The organism is Amycolatopsis sp. NPDC051903 (genome assembly GCF_044452505.1).
GTDB lineage: Bacteria > Actinomycetota > Actinomycetes > Mycobacteriales > Pseudonocardiaceae > Amycolatopsis.
In genome coordinates this window covers 275,538-290,202 of record NZ_JBITBT010000004.1, presented here as the reverse complement: position 1 = coordinate 290,202, position 14,665 = coordinate 275,538, and the positions used below count along the sequence as shown (strand labels likewise).

The 14,665-nt window shown below is 71.5% G+C and carries 14 protein-coding genes; 5 read left to right on the top strand and 9 right to left on the bottom strand.

The genetic code is table 11. The features are described from left to right. Positions 1–355: 355 nt before the first annotated feature. The 5 genes from ACIA77_RS12340 (at position 356) to ACIA77_RS12320 (ending at position 5,364) form a co-directional block, all read left to right on the top strand. The gene (locus ACIA77_RS12340) at positions 356–1,108 is read left to right on the top strand and encodes an SDR family oxidoreductase (RefSeq protein WP_395885913.1); all 753 of its coding nucleotides are present in this window, start codon (positions 356–358) and stop codon (positions 1,106–1,108) included. Continuing rightward, positions 1,105–1,875, top strand: a complete 771-nt coding sequence (locus tag ACIA77_RS12335; RefSeq protein ID WP_395885912.1) for an SDR family oxidoreductase — start codon at positions 1,105–1,107, stop codon at positions 1,873–1,875. The genes ACIA77_RS12340 and ACIA77_RS12335 overlap by 4 nt, the downstream gene beginning before the upstream one ends. Before the next feature lie 137 nt (positions 1,876–2,012). Beyond that, positions 2,013–3,668 (top strand): AMP-binding protein, encoded by a 1,656-nt coding sequence (locus ACIA77_RS12330; RefSeq protein ID WP_395885911.1) that lies wholly within the window; start codon positions 2,013–2,015, stop codon positions 3,666–3,668. An 8-nt stretch (positions 3,669–3,676) separates the two neighbouring features. Next, a complete protein-coding gene (locus ACIA77_RS12325; protein WP_395885910.1) occupies positions 3,677–4,651 on the top strand; it encodes a phosphotriesterase in 975 nt (324 codons plus the stop codon). A 56-nt stretch (positions 4,652–4,707) separates the two neighbouring features. After that, positions 4,708–5,364: a TetR/AcrR family transcriptional regulator gene (locus ACIA77_RS12320; RefSeq protein ID WP_395885909.1), complete on the top strand. Its 657-nt coding sequence runs from the start codon at positions 4,708–4,710 to the stop codon at positions 5,362–5,364. Positions 5,365–5,461: 97 nt separating this feature from the next. On the opposite strand, the gene ACIA77_RS12315 is transcribed toward ACIA77_RS12320, so the two are convergent. From ACIA77_RS12315 to ACIA77_RS12275, 9 genes are all read right to left on the bottom strand, one after another. Continuing rightward, on the bottom strand, positions 5,462–6,022 hold the full coding sequence (locus ACIA77_RS12315; RefSeq protein ID WP_395885908.1) for a GrpB family protein: 561 nt from the start codon (positions 6,020–6,022) through the stop codon (positions 5,462–5,464). Positions 6,023–6,091: 69 nt separating this feature from the next. Continuing rightward, complete coding sequence (locus tag ACIA77_RS12310; RefSeq protein ID WP_395885907.1) at positions 6,092–6,292, bottom strand: hypothetical protein; 201 nt, start codon at positions 6,290–6,292, stop codon at positions 6,092–6,094. Next, complete coding sequence (locus tag ACIA77_RS12305; RefSeq protein ID WP_395885906.1) at positions 6,289–8,157, bottom strand: amidase; 1,869 nt, start codon at positions 8,155–8,157, stop codon at positions 6,289–6,291. Before ACIA77_RS12305 ends, ACIA77_RS12310 begins: the two co-directional genes overlap by 4 nt. Positions 8,158–8,558: 401 nt before the next feature. Continuing rightward, complete coding sequence (locus ACIA77_RS12300) at positions 8,559–9,416, bottom strand: alpha/beta fold hydrolase (protein WP_395885905.1); 858 nt, start codon at positions 9,414–9,416, stop codon at positions 8,559–8,561. Between the two features lie 160 nt (positions 9,417–9,576). Then, positions 9,577–10,695 carry an acyl-CoA dehydrogenase family protein gene (locus ACIA77_RS12295; protein WP_395885904.1) on the bottom strand — a complete coding sequence of 373 codons (1,119 nt, stop codon included), beginning with the start codon at positions 10,693–10,695 and terminating at the stop codon, positions 9,577–9,579. After that, positions 10,692–11,876 carry an acyl-CoA dehydrogenase family protein gene (locus ACIA77_RS12290; protein WP_395885903.1) on the bottom strand — a complete coding sequence of 395 codons (1,185 nt, stop codon included), beginning with the start codon at positions 11,874–11,876 and terminating at the stop codon, positions 10,692–10,694. The genes ACIA77_RS12295 and ACIA77_RS12290 overlap by 4 nt, the downstream gene beginning before the upstream one ends. Further along, entirely contained in the window at positions 11,873–13,096 is a 1,224-nt protein-coding gene (locus tag ACIA77_RS12285) for an acyl-CoA dehydrogenase family protein (RefSeq protein ID WP_395885902.1), read from the bottom strand. Before ACIA77_RS12285 ends, ACIA77_RS12290 begins: the two co-directional genes overlap by 4 nt. 2 nt (positions 13,097–13,098) lie before the next feature. Then, on the bottom strand, positions 13,099–14,124 hold the full coding sequence (locus ACIA77_RS12280) for a phosphotransferase family protein (protein WP_395885901.1): 1,026 nt from the start codon (positions 14,122–14,124) through the stop codon (positions 13,099–13,101). An 88-nt stretch (positions 14,125–14,212) separates the two neighbouring features. Next, the gene (locus ACIA77_RS12275; protein WP_395885900.1) at positions 14,213–14,665 is read right to left on the bottom strand and encodes a MaoC family dehydratase; all 453 of its coding nucleotides are present in this window, start codon (positions 14,663–14,665) and stop codon (positions 14,213–14,215) included.

Sequence of the window (14,665 nt, the reverse complement as noted above, 5' to 3'; positions counted from 1 at the left end):
CGAGCAGGACTGTCCATTGTGTCCTGCCGGTGCCGGCGGTCTCGGTGCTGCCGGGGAGGCGGCTCCCGGCGCGGAGTCTCTTGCCGGGGCGCACCTCGAGCGGCTTGCGTGATCACCAGGTGGTCCTGGAGCAGGTAGTACCCCAGCGCGGGTCCGGCGCCCTGCTGCGGTGGTGCGGTCGTCCAGTGTTCGCGAAGGGGCCGAGGCAAGTACGGAGAGTGGCCGAATTCGTCACTTCTCGTGATTTCCCGGATGAGCGCAGGGCCGGTGACTTGAGTCCGGCCGGATCGCCGTTACCCTTTCTGTCTAAGCAAGCGCTTAGCCGCCGTCCGCTGCAGAACAGGAGACCAGTGCTGTGAACTCGTTCAAGGACCGCGTGGCGATCGTGACCGGCGCCAGCCGCGGGATCGGCCTCGCCATCGCGAAGGGGCTGGTCGAGCGGGGCGCGAAGGTGTGCATCACCGCGCGGAAGCCCGAGCCGCTGGCCGAGGCCGTCGCCGAGCTGGGCGGCGAAGACCACGCGATGTTCGTCGCCGGCAAGGCCGACGACACCGCGCACCAGGACGAGGCGGTCGCGAAGACGATCGAGCGGTTCGGCCGGCTCGACATGCTCGTGAACAACACCGGCATCAACCCGGTCTACGGTCCCTCGCTCGACGTCGATCCGGCCGCCGCCGCCAAGATCCTCGCCGTGAACGTGCTGGCGCCGCTCGCGTGGACCAAGCGCGCCCGCGACGCGTGGATGGGCGAGCACGGCGGCTCGGTCGTCAACGTGGCTTCGATCGCCGGCCTGCGCGCGTCGCTCGGCATCGGCATGTACGGCGTGAGCAAAGCGGCGCTGATCCGGCTGACGCAGGAGCTGGGCGCCGAGCTCGGGCCGAAGATCCGCGTGAACGCCGTGGCCCCGGCCGTGGTCAAGACCAAGTTCGCGACGGCGCTGTACGAGGGCAAGGAAGAGGAGGTCGCGTCGGCCTACCCGATGAAACGCCTCGGGGTGCCCGAGGACATCGCGGGCGCGGTGGCGTTCCTGCTCTCCGACGACGCGGGCTGGATGACCGGCCAGACCGTGGTCCTCGACGGCGGCGTGACCCTCGGCGGTGGCCTGTGAGCGCCGGCGTCGTCATCACCGGTGGCGGCGGCGGGATCGGGCGCGCGCTGGCCCGGCGCTTCGCGGCCGACGGCGCGCGCGTGGTCGTGGCCGACCTCGACGGCGACACCGTGGCCGAGGTCGCGGCCGAGATCGGTGGCACGGCGTACGTCGGCGACGTCGCGAGCGAAGACGGCGTCACCAAGCTCCTCGCGTCGGCCCGCGAGACGCTGGGCGAGATCGACGTCTACTGCGCCAACGCCGGCATCGCCCCCTTCGGCGACGAGCAGGCCACCGAAGACGACTGGGCCCGCACCTGGGACGTCAACGTCATGGCCCACGTCCGCGCCGCGAAGCAGCTCCTGCCCGCGTGGCTCGAGCGCGGCAAGGGCCACTTCATCGCGACGGCCTCGGCCGCGGGCTTGCTGACCACGCTCGGCTCCGCGCCCTACTCCGTGACCAAACACGGTGCGCTGGCCTTCGCCGAGTGGCTGTCGGCGACCTACCGCCACCGCGGCATCACCGTGCAGGCCATCTGCCCGCAGGGCGTGCGCACGGCGATGCTCGAGAGCAGCGGCCCGCGCGGCGAGCTGCTCATGGGCGCGTCGGCGATCGAGCCCGAGCAGGTCGCGGACGCGCTGTTCGCGGCCATCGACGAGGGCCGGTTCCTCGTGCTGCCGCACCCGGAGGTCGCGGACTACTACGCGCTGCGCGCCACGCAGACCGACCGCTGGCTCGGCGGGATGAACAAGCTGCAGCGCAAGATCGAGCAGCTGCCGGAGGGCTGAACACCCGGACGGGCACCGGTTTCGCGGTGCCCGTCCGTGCCCCTCCACAGTGGACGACCGGCCCGGGGTCTTGACGGGCGACCGGGGGGTCTCTAGCGTCGTCATACCGACTGGTCGGTGTCCAAGGGAGGACTCGGATGAGCTGGTACGACGCGAAGCCGTGGGTCGCGAGCTACGACGAACGCCGTGCCGCCGCCGAGGAGTTCACGCCGACCACGCCGCTGGCCACCTTCCGCCGGAGCGTCGAGCAGGCCCCGGACACCACCGCGCTCGCGTACTTCGACGGCCGTGTCTCCTACCGTGAGCTCGACGAACTGTCCGACGCGGTCGCGCGCCACCTCACGACGTCCGGGTTCAGCCGCGGCGACCGGCTCGCGCTGGTGCTGCAGAACGTGCCGCAGTTCGTGCTCACGCTGCTCGGCGCGTGGAAGGCCGGCGGGATCGTGGTGCCGGTGAACCCGATGTACCGCACGGGGGAGCTGGCGCACGTGCTCACCGATGCCGGTGTCACGGCGATCGTCTGCTCGCAGCACGCGTGGCGCGAGTACATCGGCGCGCTCGCCGCCGAGCACGGCCTGGCCGTCGCGCTGACGACGAGCGAACTCGACCTGCAGACCCGCGACGACGAACGGGTGCTCGGCAAGATCCGGCGCGAGGCGACGCCCGGCGCCGCCGACCTGCTCGAGGTCGCGCGCTCGACGCCCGGCGACCCGCCACCCGATCCGGCGTTCGCGCTCGACGATGTCGCCCTGATCAGCTACACGTCGGGCACGAGCGGGAAACCCAAGGGCGCCACCAACACCCACGGCAACATCGGCACCAACGCGGTGATCCTCGCGCGCTCCGGCGAAGTCCGCCCCGGTGCCACGGTGTTCGCGCTCGCGCCGCTGTTCCACATCACCGGGATGGTGTGCGAGATCGCCTACGCCATCGAAATCGCGGGCACGCTGGCGCTCGCGTACCGCTTCGAGGCGGGCGTGGTGCTCGCCGCGCTGAAGGAGCACGAACCGGCGTACATGGTCGGCCCGTCGACGGCGTACATGGCCCTCATGGCGCACCCGGACGTGACGCCGGAGCACTTCGCGTCCTTCGAGGCGCTCTACTCCGGCGGTGCGGCGCTGCCGCCCGCGGTGGTGGGCGCGTTCCGCGACCGCTTCGGCCACTACATCCACAACGGGTACGGCCTCACCGAGACCACGGCCGGCTGCGTCGTCGTGCCCAGCGGCATGGAGGCACCGGTCGACCCGGCGTCGGGCACGCTGTCGATCGGGCTGCCGGTGCCCGGGGTCGTGGTGCGGATCCTGTCCGACGACGGGGAAGAACTCCCGTTCGGCGAGGCGGGGGAGATCGCCGTCGAGGGGCCGATGGTCGTGCCCGGCTACTGGAAACGGCCGGACGCGACGGCCGAGGCCCTGCCCGGCGGCCGGCTGCTCACCGGCGACGTCGGGTTCATGGACGAGCGCGGCTGGGTCTACGTGGTGGACCGCAAGAAGGACATGATCAACGCGGCCGGGTTCAAGGTGTGGCCGCGTGAGGTCGAAGACGTGCTGTACACGCACCCGGCCGTGCGGGAAGCCGCGGTGGTCGGGGTGCCGGACGCGTACCGCGGCGAGACCGTGAAGGCGTACGTGAGCCCGGCGCCCGGTGCGCAGCCGGATCCGGCCGAGCTCGTGGCGTACTGCCGGGAGCGGCTGGCCGCCTACAAGTACCCCCGATCGGTCGAGGTGCTCGCCGAGCTGCCCAAGACCACGAGCGGGAAGATCCTGAGGCGCGAGCTGCGCGCCCGAGGTTAGGGAGGACGATGGTCGAGACGGTCCGCGGCGCGGTCGAGCCGGGGGAACTGGGCAAGGCGCTGATGCACGAGCACATCTTCGTGCTGAGCCCCGAGTTCGTCGCCAACTACCCGGAGCACGAGGGGTTCGACGAGGCGGTGCACGTGCCGGAGGCGATCGCGAAGCTGCGCGCGCTGAAGGAAGCCGGGATCGACACGATCGTGGATCCGACGGTGATCGGGCTCGGGCGTTACCTCCCGCGGGTGCAGAAGGTCGCCGCCGAGGTGGACCTGAACATCGTGGTCGCGACCGGGCTGTACACCTACAACGACCTGCCGCACTACCTGTCGCTGCGCGGGCCGGGCACGCTGCTGGGCGGTGCCGAACCGCTGGTGGAGCTGTTCGTCGGGGATATCACCGACGGCATCGCCGGCACCGGTGTGAAGGCCGGTGTGCTCAAGTGCGCGACCGACGAGCCCGGCATGACGCCGGGGGTGGAGCGGGTGCTGCGCGCGGTCGCGCAGGCGCACCGGGCCACGGGCGTGCCGATCATGACCCACACGCACGCGGGCACGCGGCGGGGGCTGGAGCAGCAGGACGTGTTCGAGTCCGAGGGGGTGGATCTGTCCCGGGTGCAGATCGGGCACTGCGGCGACTCGGCCGACCTCGAGTACCTCACGGCGATCGCCGACCGCGGGTCGCTGCTCGGGATGGACCGCTTCGGCATCGACGTCTACCTGCCGTTCGAGCAGCGCGTGGCGACGGTGGCGGCGCTGTGCGAGCGCGGGTACGCGCGCAGCATGGTGCTCTCGCACGACGCGTCGTGCTACTTCGACTGGCTCGAGGCGCCGACGCGCGAGGCCGTGCTGCCCCACTGGCACTACCTGCACATCACCGACGACGTGCTGCCCGCGCTGCGGGAACGCGGCGTCAGCGAAGCCGACCTCACCACGATGCTCGTGGACAACCCGCGCCGCTTCCTCGACCACGGCGGCGCGTACTGACCGGAACGGTACGCTGGGCTTTCCCAGCGGGCCGGGAGGATGGAGGGGGTGGGGTGGTGACCCGAGCGAAAACCGCTCCCGACGAGCAGGCCGCCGTGCCCCGGCGCCTGCTGCAGCACGCGACGAAGCTCTTCGCGAAGAAGGGCTTCGACCGCACGTCGGTGCAGGAGATCGTCGAAGCGGCGGGCGTCACCAAGGGCGCGATGTACCACTACTTCGGCTCCAAGGACGACCTGCTCTACGAGATCTACGCCCGCGTGCTGCGCGAGCAGACCTCCCAGCTCGAACGCGTGGCCTCCAGCGCCGCGCCCTTGCGCGAACGCCTGACCGCCGCCGCCTCCGACGTGGTCGTCAGCAGCATCGACAACCTCGACGACAACACCATCTTCCTGCAGTCGCTGCACCAGCTCAGCGCCGAAAAGCGCAAAGCCGTGCGCGCCGAACGCCGCAAGTACCACGAACGGTTCCGCAGCCTCATCGAAGAAGGCCAGGCCACGGGCGAATTCCGCAGCGACAAACCCGCCGACCTCGTCGTGGACTTCTACTTCGGCTCCGTCCACCACCTCGGCACGTGGTACCGCCGCGGCGGCTCCCTGTCGGCTCGCGAAGTGGGCGACCACTTCGCCGACATGCTTCTGAGCATGTTGGCTGTGTCTTCTGCCTCGGCTGTGTCTTCTGCCTCGGCTTCGCCGAGGCGGCGAGATCGCCTGTGAGCCGGCTCCTGGATTCAGCGGTCTGATCGGCCGGGGGCCGATCGGACCGCCGAATCCAGAAACCGGCGCGATCTCGCGGTGTGGGTGGGTTCGCACGTCAGTCCGTGGGGAGTACCACCCCGTGGTGGGCTAGGACGTTCGTGACGAAGGTCGTTTTGCCGGCTGTGTAGCGTTCGCGGTCGGATTCCGAGGCGGCCAGGCGGTGTTTGAGGTCGGCGTAGGCCGCGGCCAGGGCGGGGTCGGCGCGCAGGGCGTCGCGGAAGGTGAGCTGGGCGTGCCAGCGCGAGTGGCCGGCGGGGAGGACGTGCAGGTGGGCCAGCCGGTGGTCGCCGGTGGTGCCGGGCAGGACGAAGAAGCGGCGGTAGGGGGCGCCGACGTCCAGGGAGGGCGGGACGTAGGACCAGCCGTCGGCCGACAGGGCCGCGCCGGCGGAGGCCACCACGTCGTCGACGTCCGAGACCGAAGCCATCACGTCCAGCACCGGTTTAGCCGCCAGCCCCGGTACGGATGTCGAGCCGACGTGCACGACGCCGTCGACCAGCCACGGCGCGAGCAGCGCTGACATGCGCGCGCACAGTGCCGCACCACGCTCCGCCCACGCGGGATCGGCGGCGACGACGTGCGGTCTCTCGTAGGCCCAGGCCGGGGGATCGGTCATGGTTCGGACGCTACCGGCGGGCACCGACATTTCCGGCCCCCGCCGGGTGCTGTCGGTGCCCGCCGGGGTTCACGGGCGAGGTGACGTGCCGCTGCCCGGCACCGTTTCGTCCGCCGGGTCGAACGGGAGGTACGTCGTGCCTATCCGCGGAGCCCAGCCGATCGTCAGCGGGGGCACGACCGGGTTCTCGGCGTGCTGGGGGAGGAACCCGATGTCCACCGGGGTCGAGAAGTCCACGGTCAGGAACCGGGTGGGTTCGGCGACGCTCACGAGAGGGCCCTCCTGATCGCTTCCTCGCCCAGGATCGGGTCGTTGGTCGGGTCCTCGAACGCCGGGACGCCGAGGGAGCGCGGCGCCGTCTTCGGGCTGAGGGTCCCGAAAACCGGGTCCGGTGGGGCCGCGGTGTGGTACTCGTGGAAGTGCGCCTGGTAGTCCAAAGCGGACTGGACCAGGGTGGGTTCCGCGAAGCGCGGTCCCCAGAACTGGGCCGAGATCGGCAGGCCCGCGGTGGAGCCGACGGGGAAGCTCACCATGGGCCAGCCCAGCGCGTTCGGCACCTGGTAGTACGCCCGGTACACCGGGAAGCCGGGGCCGCCACCGGCGCGGTTGCCGACCACGTCGCCCAGTGCGAGCACGAGCATGAAGTCGACGCCGGCGTCTTCCAGCGCCCGGGTGTAGTTGGCGATGAGCCGGCGCCGCCGTTGTTCGCCCTCGTAGCGAACGGAGGCGGGGATCCCGCCGTTGAAGCGGTCGGCGCTCGCGAAGCTCGCCGCCGTCTCGCCGGGCGCGCGCCGGCCGTACTGGCCGGTGAGGGTCGCGACGGCGTCGGCCGTCGGGATGCCGCTCGCGCAGAAGTCCGCCACCGCCGCGACGAACCGGACCTCGTACCGGTTCGCGTTCACCACCGCGGCCGAGGGCGACACGGGTGACCCGTCCACCGTCGCCAGCACGTCCGCCGACGCGAAGTACGGGTTCTGGGCGGGGTCGGTCATGTCCAGGCCGGGGAACTCCTTCACCTGCGCGCCCAGGCTCTTCAGCTGGCCCACCAGCCGGGTGAACGCCTTCAGGTGCTCCGCGCCGTAGGTGTCCTGCGGGCTGACCCCGGTCTTGATGGTGCCGCCCACGTTCATCCAGTCCGTCTGCGGGATGCCGATCGTCAGCCCCTGCAACGGAGTCCGCCCGGGCCGCGGCGCCGACGGGATCGCCGGGAACGGCAGGGGCGCCGAGAGCGTCTGCGGGTCGTTCACCGGGTCCGGACCGAGGATCGTGCTCAGGATCAGCGCGGAGTCCCGCGCGCTGCGGGAGATCGGGCCGAGGACGTCGTAACCCGGAGAGAGGGGCATGAGCCCGGCGATCGACACCGTGCCCAGCGACGGCTTGATCCCGCTCGCGCCGTTGGCGGCCGACGGCATGATGATGCTGCCGCCGGTCTCCTCGCCGATGCAGGCGGCGGCCAGTCGTGCGATGGGCGCGACCCCCGAGCCTTGGCTCGATCCCCCGGGCACGTGCGCCGGGCTCCACGCGTTGCCCGCGAACGTGCCGGTGATCGAGCCCGAGAACGCCGAGCAGATGGTGTTGCCCAGCAGCACCACGCCGGCCGCCCGCAGCCGGGCGACGACGGTGGCGTCCTGCAACGCCTTGTTGCCCGCGAACGCCGGGCTGCCGTCCTGCGCGTTCAGGCCCTTGATGCCCACGGAGTCCTTGATGCCCATGGGGATCCCGCACAGCGGCGACAGGTCGTCGCCGTGCCGGTGCCACGCCGAGATCCGCTGGTCGGCAGCGCGCGCGGCAGCGAGTGCGCCGGCGGTGTCGACGCGCACGAACGCGTTGTACGCGCCGTTGTCGCCGTACACCTCGAAGGGACCGTTGAACTTCGAGATCCGGTCGAGGTAGGCCTGGGTGATTTCGACGCTCGACGTGCGACCCGCACGCAGCAGCGCGGCCAGCTCGGTGATCTCGTAGTCCACGAGCCGGCTGCGGTGGGGGATCTGGTTCACCGACGGCAGCGACGGCCCGCCGGCCGGCGCCGCGCTCGCCGGCGCCGCACCCAAGGTGAGGGAAAGGGTGCTACCGGCGACCGCCGCCCCGGCACCGCCGAGCACGGACCGCCGGGTGAGTCTTCTGGGTCTTGCCACGTACTGCCTCGCTTCCGAGCAGGTGGAGATGGGCAGGCGCGACGCTAGAACCCGATGATTGCCGGGAAGTTCTCGGATATTACGAAGATATTTCGCGTTCGGACAAAGTTGTCTGCCTCGGCTTCGCCGAGACAGAAGTGTCTGCCTTGGCTTCGCCGAGGCGTGCGAGATCGCCTGTGAGCCGGCTTCTGGATCCAGCGGTCTGATCGGCCGGGGGCTGTAATTCTGCCTCGGCTTCGCCGAGGCGGCGAGATCGCCTTTGAGCCGGTCTCTGGATTCGGCGGTCTGATCGGCCGGGGCCGATCGGACCGCCGAATCCAGAAACCGGCGCGATCTCGCGTTGTGGTTGGGTGCGGGAACTGGTCCGCCGAGTCGAGCGAGAGGGTTGCGGTGTGAGGGACCTAATGCCGCTTCAGGTGGGCCAGGATCCGCGGCACGATGAAGTCCGCGGCCTCCTCGGGCAGCCAGTGGCTCGCGCCCTCGACCACTACGAACTCGAAAGCGCCGTCGACGTACGAGCGCGTCAGCTCGGCCGCCGTGCGGCCCAGGTACGGGTCCTCGCTGCCCCACAGGTACAGCGTGGGCACGGAGATGCGGCCGGCGGGGATGTCGAACTCGTCGGCGGCCGGGCCGCCGCGGTACCAGTTGAGGGTGGCGGTGAGCGCGCCCGGTTCGGTGAGGCGCGCGATGTTGCGTTCGACCAGCTCGGCCGGCACGCGGTCGCCGTACGCGGCGCGCAGTTCGGCGGCGTCGTCGGCCAGCAGGGACGCCTCGGCGCGGCCGTCGAGGGAGCGGAAGAAGCGCACGTAGCCGAGGTCGCGGAACTGGCGCGTGTCGTCGGTCGCCGCGCGGTGCAGGGCGGCCGGGTGCGGGGTGGTGAGCACGGTCAGCGAACGGAGCTGGTCCGGGTGCGCACTGGCGAACGCCCAGCCGACCATGCCGCCCCAATCGTGCGCGACGAGGTGGAAGCGGTCGCGGCCGAGCGCCGCGGCGAAGGCGATCACGTCGGTGATGAGGTGGCGCACCGAGTACTGGTCGACGTCCAGCGGGCGCGCGCCGGCGGCGTAGCCGCGCTGGTCGACGGCGACGGCGCGGTAACCGGCCGCGCCGAGCGCGCCGAGCTCCGCGGTCCACGAATCGGCGAACTCCGCCCAGCCGTGCAGCAACAGGACGAGCTCCCCGGATTCGGGTCCGGCCGCGAGCGCACTGTGCCGGTGCGTGCCGACGGTCAGCGTCAGCTGCTCGGGGTCCGTCACCATGATCACCAGGCTAGGAAGCCGAAGCTTCCCGCTGCCACAGGAAAAAGTGCACTCTTGCCGCCTGTTCTTACGCCCGCGCGCCCGCGCCCACCGTCCACAGTGTCCACGACGCGCGAGAGCCCCGCCAGCCGAGCGGCCGGCGGGGCTCGCGCACCACGGCTCAGGCCGGCAGGTCCACGAGATCGGCCAGGCGCGCGCGGTGGCGCCCCGGCGTGCCGAACGCGAGCTCGTCGCTCTTGGCGCGCTTGAGGAACAGGTGCGCCGGGTGTTCCCACGTCATGCCGATCCCGCCGTGCAGCTGGATCGCCTCCTCGACGGCGTGCACCGCGATCGGCGCGCACCGGGCCTGGGCGACGGCCACGGCGATCGGCACGTCGTACCCGCCGGCCAGCGCGTCGGCGGCGTACCGCGCGGTGGCGCGCGCGTTGACCAGGTCGGTGTACAGGTTCGCCAGCCGGTGCTTGAGCGACTGGAACCCGCCCACCGGACGGCCGAACTGGTAGCGGCCCTTGAGGTAGGTGACGGTGGTGGTCAGCGCCCACTCGGTGAGCCCGGTCTGCTCCGAAGCGAGCAGCCCCGCCGCCGTGCTCAACGCCGTGTCCAGCGCGGCTTCGGCCGCCGCGCCGCCCGCGATCAGCCGCGCGGGAGCGCCGGCCAGCTCGACGTCGGCGATCCGCCGTGTGAGGTCCAGCGACACCAGTTCGGTCACCTGCACAGCCGACGCTTCGACCGCGTACAGCCCCGGCCCGTCCGGACCGGTCGCCGGCACCACGAACACCTCGGCCACGGACCCGTCGGCGACCGTGCCCGCGCGCCCGCTCAGCGTGCCGTCGGCGGCCACCGAAACGGTGCCGGGGAACGGCGAACCCGGCGCGGTCGACAGCGGCACCGCCAGCGCGCCGATCAGCTCACCGGGAGCCAGGCGGCCCAGCAGCTCGGCCGCGACGTCGCCACCCGCGGCCAGCAGCGCCGAGGTCGCCAGCACCGCGCTGCCGAGGTAGGGCACCGGCGCCACGCTGCGGCCCAGTTCTTCCAGCACCACGGCGGCTTCGCGCGCCGAAGCGCCGTGGCCGCCGAGTTCCTCCGGCACCATCAGCCCGGCCGCGCCGAGGTCGGCGGCGAGCGTGCGCCACAGCTTCAGGTCGTACGGCTCGCCGGTCTCCACGCGGGCGAGCAGCGCCGCGGGCGAGGCCTGGTCGGTGAGCAGGTCGCGCACCGACGCCCGCAGGTCCTCTTCGACGTCGGAGTAGAGCAGGTCCGGGGTGGGCAGTTCGCTCATCGCGGCAGGTCCTTCCAGGCGACGTCCTTGTCCACCCGCGGCTCGGACGGCAGCCCGAGCACGCGTTCGGAGATGATGTTGCGCAGGATCTCCGAAGTCCCGCCCTCGATCGAGTTGCCCTTCGCGCGCAGGTAGCGGTAGCCCGCTTCACGCCCGAGGAAGTCGACCTTGTCCGGCCGCCGCAGCGTCCAGTCGTCGTAGCGCAGGCCTTCTTCGCCCAGCAGCTCGATCTCGAGGCCGGTGAGCTTCTGGTTCAGCTCGGAGAACGCCACCTTCATCGCGGAGCCCTCCGGCCCCGGCGCGCCCGCCGCGAGCTGCTGGCGCAGCCGCGAACCCGCCAGCCGCAACGATTCGGCCTCCACCCAGTGCTGCACGAGCCGGTCGCGCAGCTCCGGCGTGCGCAGCTCGGGCCGCTCGCGCCAGGTCTTCGCGACCATGCCGACCAGGCCGCCTTCGCGCGGCAGCGCGTTGCCGCCGATGGCCACGCGCTCGTTCATCAGCGTGGTCTGCGCGACCTTCCAGCCTTCGCCGACTGCGCCGAGCCGCTGCGAGTCGGGGATCCGCACGCCGGTGAGGAAGACCTCGTTGAACTCGGCCTCACCGGTGATCTGGCGCAACGGCCGCACCTCGACCCCCGGGGCGGTCATGTCGCACAGGAAGTACGTCATGCCCTGGTGCTTGGGCACGTCCGGGTCGGTGCGGGTGACGAGGATGGCCCACTGCGAGTGGTGCGCGCCCGAGGTCCACACCTTCTGCCCGGTCACGAGCCAGTCGTCGCCATCGCGCACCGCGCGCGTGCCCAGCGCGGCGAGGTCGGAGCCGGCACCGGGTTCGCTGAACAGCTGGCACCACACCTCCACGCCCGTCCACAGTGGACGCAGGTAGCGCCGGCGCTGCTCGTCGGTGCCGAACGCGAGGATGGTCGGCGCGGCCATGCCGAGGCCGATGCCGATGCGGCGCGGGTCGTTGTCCGGCGCGCCGGCCGCGGCGAACGCGGCGTCGACGACCGGCTGCAGCGCCCGCGGCGCGGCCTGGCCCCCGAGGCCCTCGGGGAAGTGCACCCACGCGAGCCCCGCGTCGTAGCGGGCCCGCAGGAACTCCAGCCGCTCGGTGGTCTTCGGGTCGTGCGCGGCGAGGAACTGCTGAACCTGCCCGCGCAGGTCGTCCGCGGTCACGGTCATCGGCCTGCCTCCGCCCGGTACTTCTTCAGCTCGCGGCGCGCCAGCGACCGCTTGTGCACCTCGTCCGGCCCGTCGGCCAGGCGCAGCGTGCGCACGCCCGCCCACAGCTCGGCCAGCGGGAAGTCCTGGCTCACCCCGCCGGCACCGTGGGCCTGCACGGCCTTGTCGAGGATCCACTCGACGGTGAGCGGCGTGGAGATCTTGATGGCCTGGATCTCCGTGTGCGCACCCTGGTTGCCGACGGTGTCCATCAGCCACGCGGTCTTGAGCACCAGCAGCCGCTGCTGCTCGATGCGCACGCGCGATTCGGCGATCCAGTCCTGCACCACCCCCGACTCGGCGATCGGCTTGCCGAACGTCTCGCGTGAGAGCGTGCGGCGGCACATGAGTTCCAGCGCCCGCTCGGCCATGCCGATCGCACGCATGCAGTGGTGGATGCGGCCGGGGCCGAGGCGGGCCTGGGCGATCGCGAACCCGGCGCCCTCGGTGGCGATGAGGTTCTCGGCCGGCACGCGCACGTCTTCGAAGAGCACTTCGGCGTGGCCGCCGTGGTCACCGTCGGTGTAGCCGAACACGTGCATGCCGCGCTTGATCGTCACGCCGGGGGTGTCGCGCGGGACGAGGATCATGCTCTGCTGCTGGTGCGGCTGGGCGTCCGGGTCGGTCTTGCCCATCACGATCATGATCTTGCAGTTCGGGTTCATCGCGCCGGAGATGAACCACTTGCGGCCGTTGACCACGTACTCGTCGCCGTCGCGGCGGATGCTCGTGGCGATGTTGCGCGCGTCGGACGAGGCCACGTCGGGCTCGGTCATCGCGAACGCGGAGCGGATCTCGCCGTCCAGCAACGGCTGCAGCCACTGCTTCTTCTGCTGCTCCGAACCGAACATGTGGAGCACTTCCATGTTCCCGGTGTCCGGCGCGGCGCAGTTCACGGCCGTCGGCGCGAGCCGCGGGCTGCGGCCCGTGATCTCGGCCAGCGGCGCGTACTGCAGGTTGGTCAGGCCCGCGCCGTCCTCGCCCGGCAGGAAGAAGTTCCACAGGCCGCGCTTGCGCGCCTCGGCCTTGAGCTCCTCGACGATCGGCACCGACGTCCACGGGTTCTCCCGCTGGGCCAGCTGCTCCTCGAAAACCGGTTCGGCGGGGTAGACGTGCGAGTCCATGAACTCGAGGAGCTGCCCGCGCAGCTCCTCGGTGCGGGAGTCGAACGCGAAGTCCATGACTACTTCTCCTCTTTGAGCGTCTCGTAGCCGTGCGAAACCAGCGGGGCCACGGCGTCGCCGATGCCCTCGAACCCGGCCCCCACGGTCTGGCCCTTGCTGTAGCGGAAGTAGATGCCTTCCAGGATCACCGCGAGCTTGAAGAACGCGAAACTCACGTACCAGTTGAGCGCCGACACGTCGCGCCCGGAACGTTCGGCGTAGCGGGCGATCACCTCGTCGGGGCTCGGGTAGCCGGGCGCCGAGCTGGCGTTCGACACCATCTGCAGCGAAACCTTGTCGCGCTCCGCGTAGGCCACCAGCAGCGCGAGGTCGGTTAGCGGGTCGCCGAGCGTGGACATCTCCCAGTCGAGCACGGCCGTGATGCGGTCGTCGCCGTCGACGAGCACGTTGTCGAGGCGGTAGTCGCCGTGCACGATCGTCGCCGCGGGCGAGGCAGGCAGCTTCGCGGCGAGGCTGTCGTGCAGCTCGTCCGCGCCGGGCAGGTCGCGGCTGCGGGAGCCGTCGAGCTGCTTCTTCCAGCGCCGCAGCTGGCGTTCGAGGAAGCCGTCCGGCCGCCCGAAGTCGCCGAGCCCGACGTCGGCGGGGTTCACGGCGTGCAGGTCGACGAGCGTGTCCACGAGCCGGTGGCCGATCTCGCGCGTGCGCTCGGTGCCCAGCTTCGCGAGCTCGGCATCGGTGCGGTACGGCGTGCCCGCCACGAACTCCATGACGTAGAACTGCGCGCCGAGCACGTCCGGGTCCTGGCACAGCAGGACGGTGCCGGGCACCGGGACCGCCGTGCCGGCCAGGCCGGAGATCACCTTGAACTCGCGCGCCATGTCGTGCGCGGTCGGCAGCACGTGCCCGAGCGGCGGGCGGCGCACCACCCAGCGGCTCGAGCCGTCGTCCACGATGTACGTGAGGTTCGACCGGCCGCCCTGCACCACCTCACCGGTCAGCTCGCCGGTGACCAGGCCGGGCCGCTGCTCGTCGAGGTACGCGCGCAGGCGGGCCAGGTCGAGGCCTGGCGGGTCGGACGGGGTCATCGGGCCTCCTCGGGGTTCGACGGGTCACGCTACCGACTAGTCGGTATGTCGTACAGCCACCGGCCCGGGGTGTCCCCGGGCCGGGTGTTCAGGCGATCAGCCGGGCGACGAACTCGGCGACGCAGGCCGGCTTGGCCTCGCCGTCGATTTCGACCGTCCACCGCACCACAGCTTGCTTGCCACCGGCCACGTCTGTCACCTCGAGCAGGTCCGCGCTGCCGCGCACCTTGGCGCCGACCTTCACCGGCTGCGGGAAGCGCACCTTGTTGAGGCCGTAGTTGATGCCCATCTTCAGGCCGTCCACGCGGTAGGCCTGCGAACCGAAGTGCGGCAGCAGCGACAGCGTGAGGAACCCGTGGGCGATCGTCGTGCCGAAGGGGCCCGCGGCGGCCTTCTCGGTGTCGAGGTGGATCCACTGGTAGTCGTCCGTCGCTTCGGCGAACTGCTGCACCCGCTCCTGCGTGACGGTGAGCCACTCGCTCTCGCCGAGGTGCTCACCCGCGGCGGCGGCGAACTCGTCGATGTTCGCGAACACGCGCAT

Bases quoted from the DNA above. Each gene is read 5' to 3' on its own strand.
- ACIA77_RS12330 (WP_395885911.1), top strand. From the start codon at position 2,013: ATGAGCTGGTACGACGCGAAGCCGTGGGTCGCGAGCTACGACGAACGC.
- ACIA77_RS12295 (WP_395885904.1), bottom strand. From the start codon at position 10,695: ATGAGCGAACTGCCCACCCCGGACCTGCTCTACTCCGACGTCGAAGAG.
- ACIA77_RS12275 (WP_395885900.1), bottom strand. From the start codon at position 14,665: ATGCGCGTGTTCGCGAACATCGACGAGTTCGCCGCCGCCGCGGGTGAG.
- ACIA77_RS12325 (WP_395885910.1), top strand. From the start codon at position 3,677: ATGGTCGAGACGGTCCGCGGCGCGGTCGAGCCGGGGGAACTGGGCAAG.
- ACIA77_RS12290 (WP_395885903.1), bottom strand. From the start codon at position 11,876: ATGACCGTGACCGCGGACGACCTGCGCGGGCAGGTTCAGCAGTTCCTC.
- ACIA77_RS12280 (WP_395885901.1), bottom strand. From the start codon at position 14,124: ATGACCCCGTCCGACCCGCCAGGCCTCGACCTGGCCCGCCTGCGCGCG.
- ACIA77_RS12300 (WP_395885905.1), bottom strand. From the start codon at position 9,416: ATGGTGACGGACCCCGAGCAGCTGACGCTGACCGTCGGCACGCACCGG.
- ACIA77_RS12285 (WP_395885902.1), bottom strand. From the start codon at position 13,096: ATGGACTTCGCGTTCGACTCCCGCACCGAGGAGCTGCGCGGGCAGCTC.
- ACIA77_RS12315 (WP_395885908.1), bottom strand. From the start codon at position 6,022: ATGACCGATCCCCCGGCCTGGGCCTACGAGAGACCGCACGTCGTCGCC.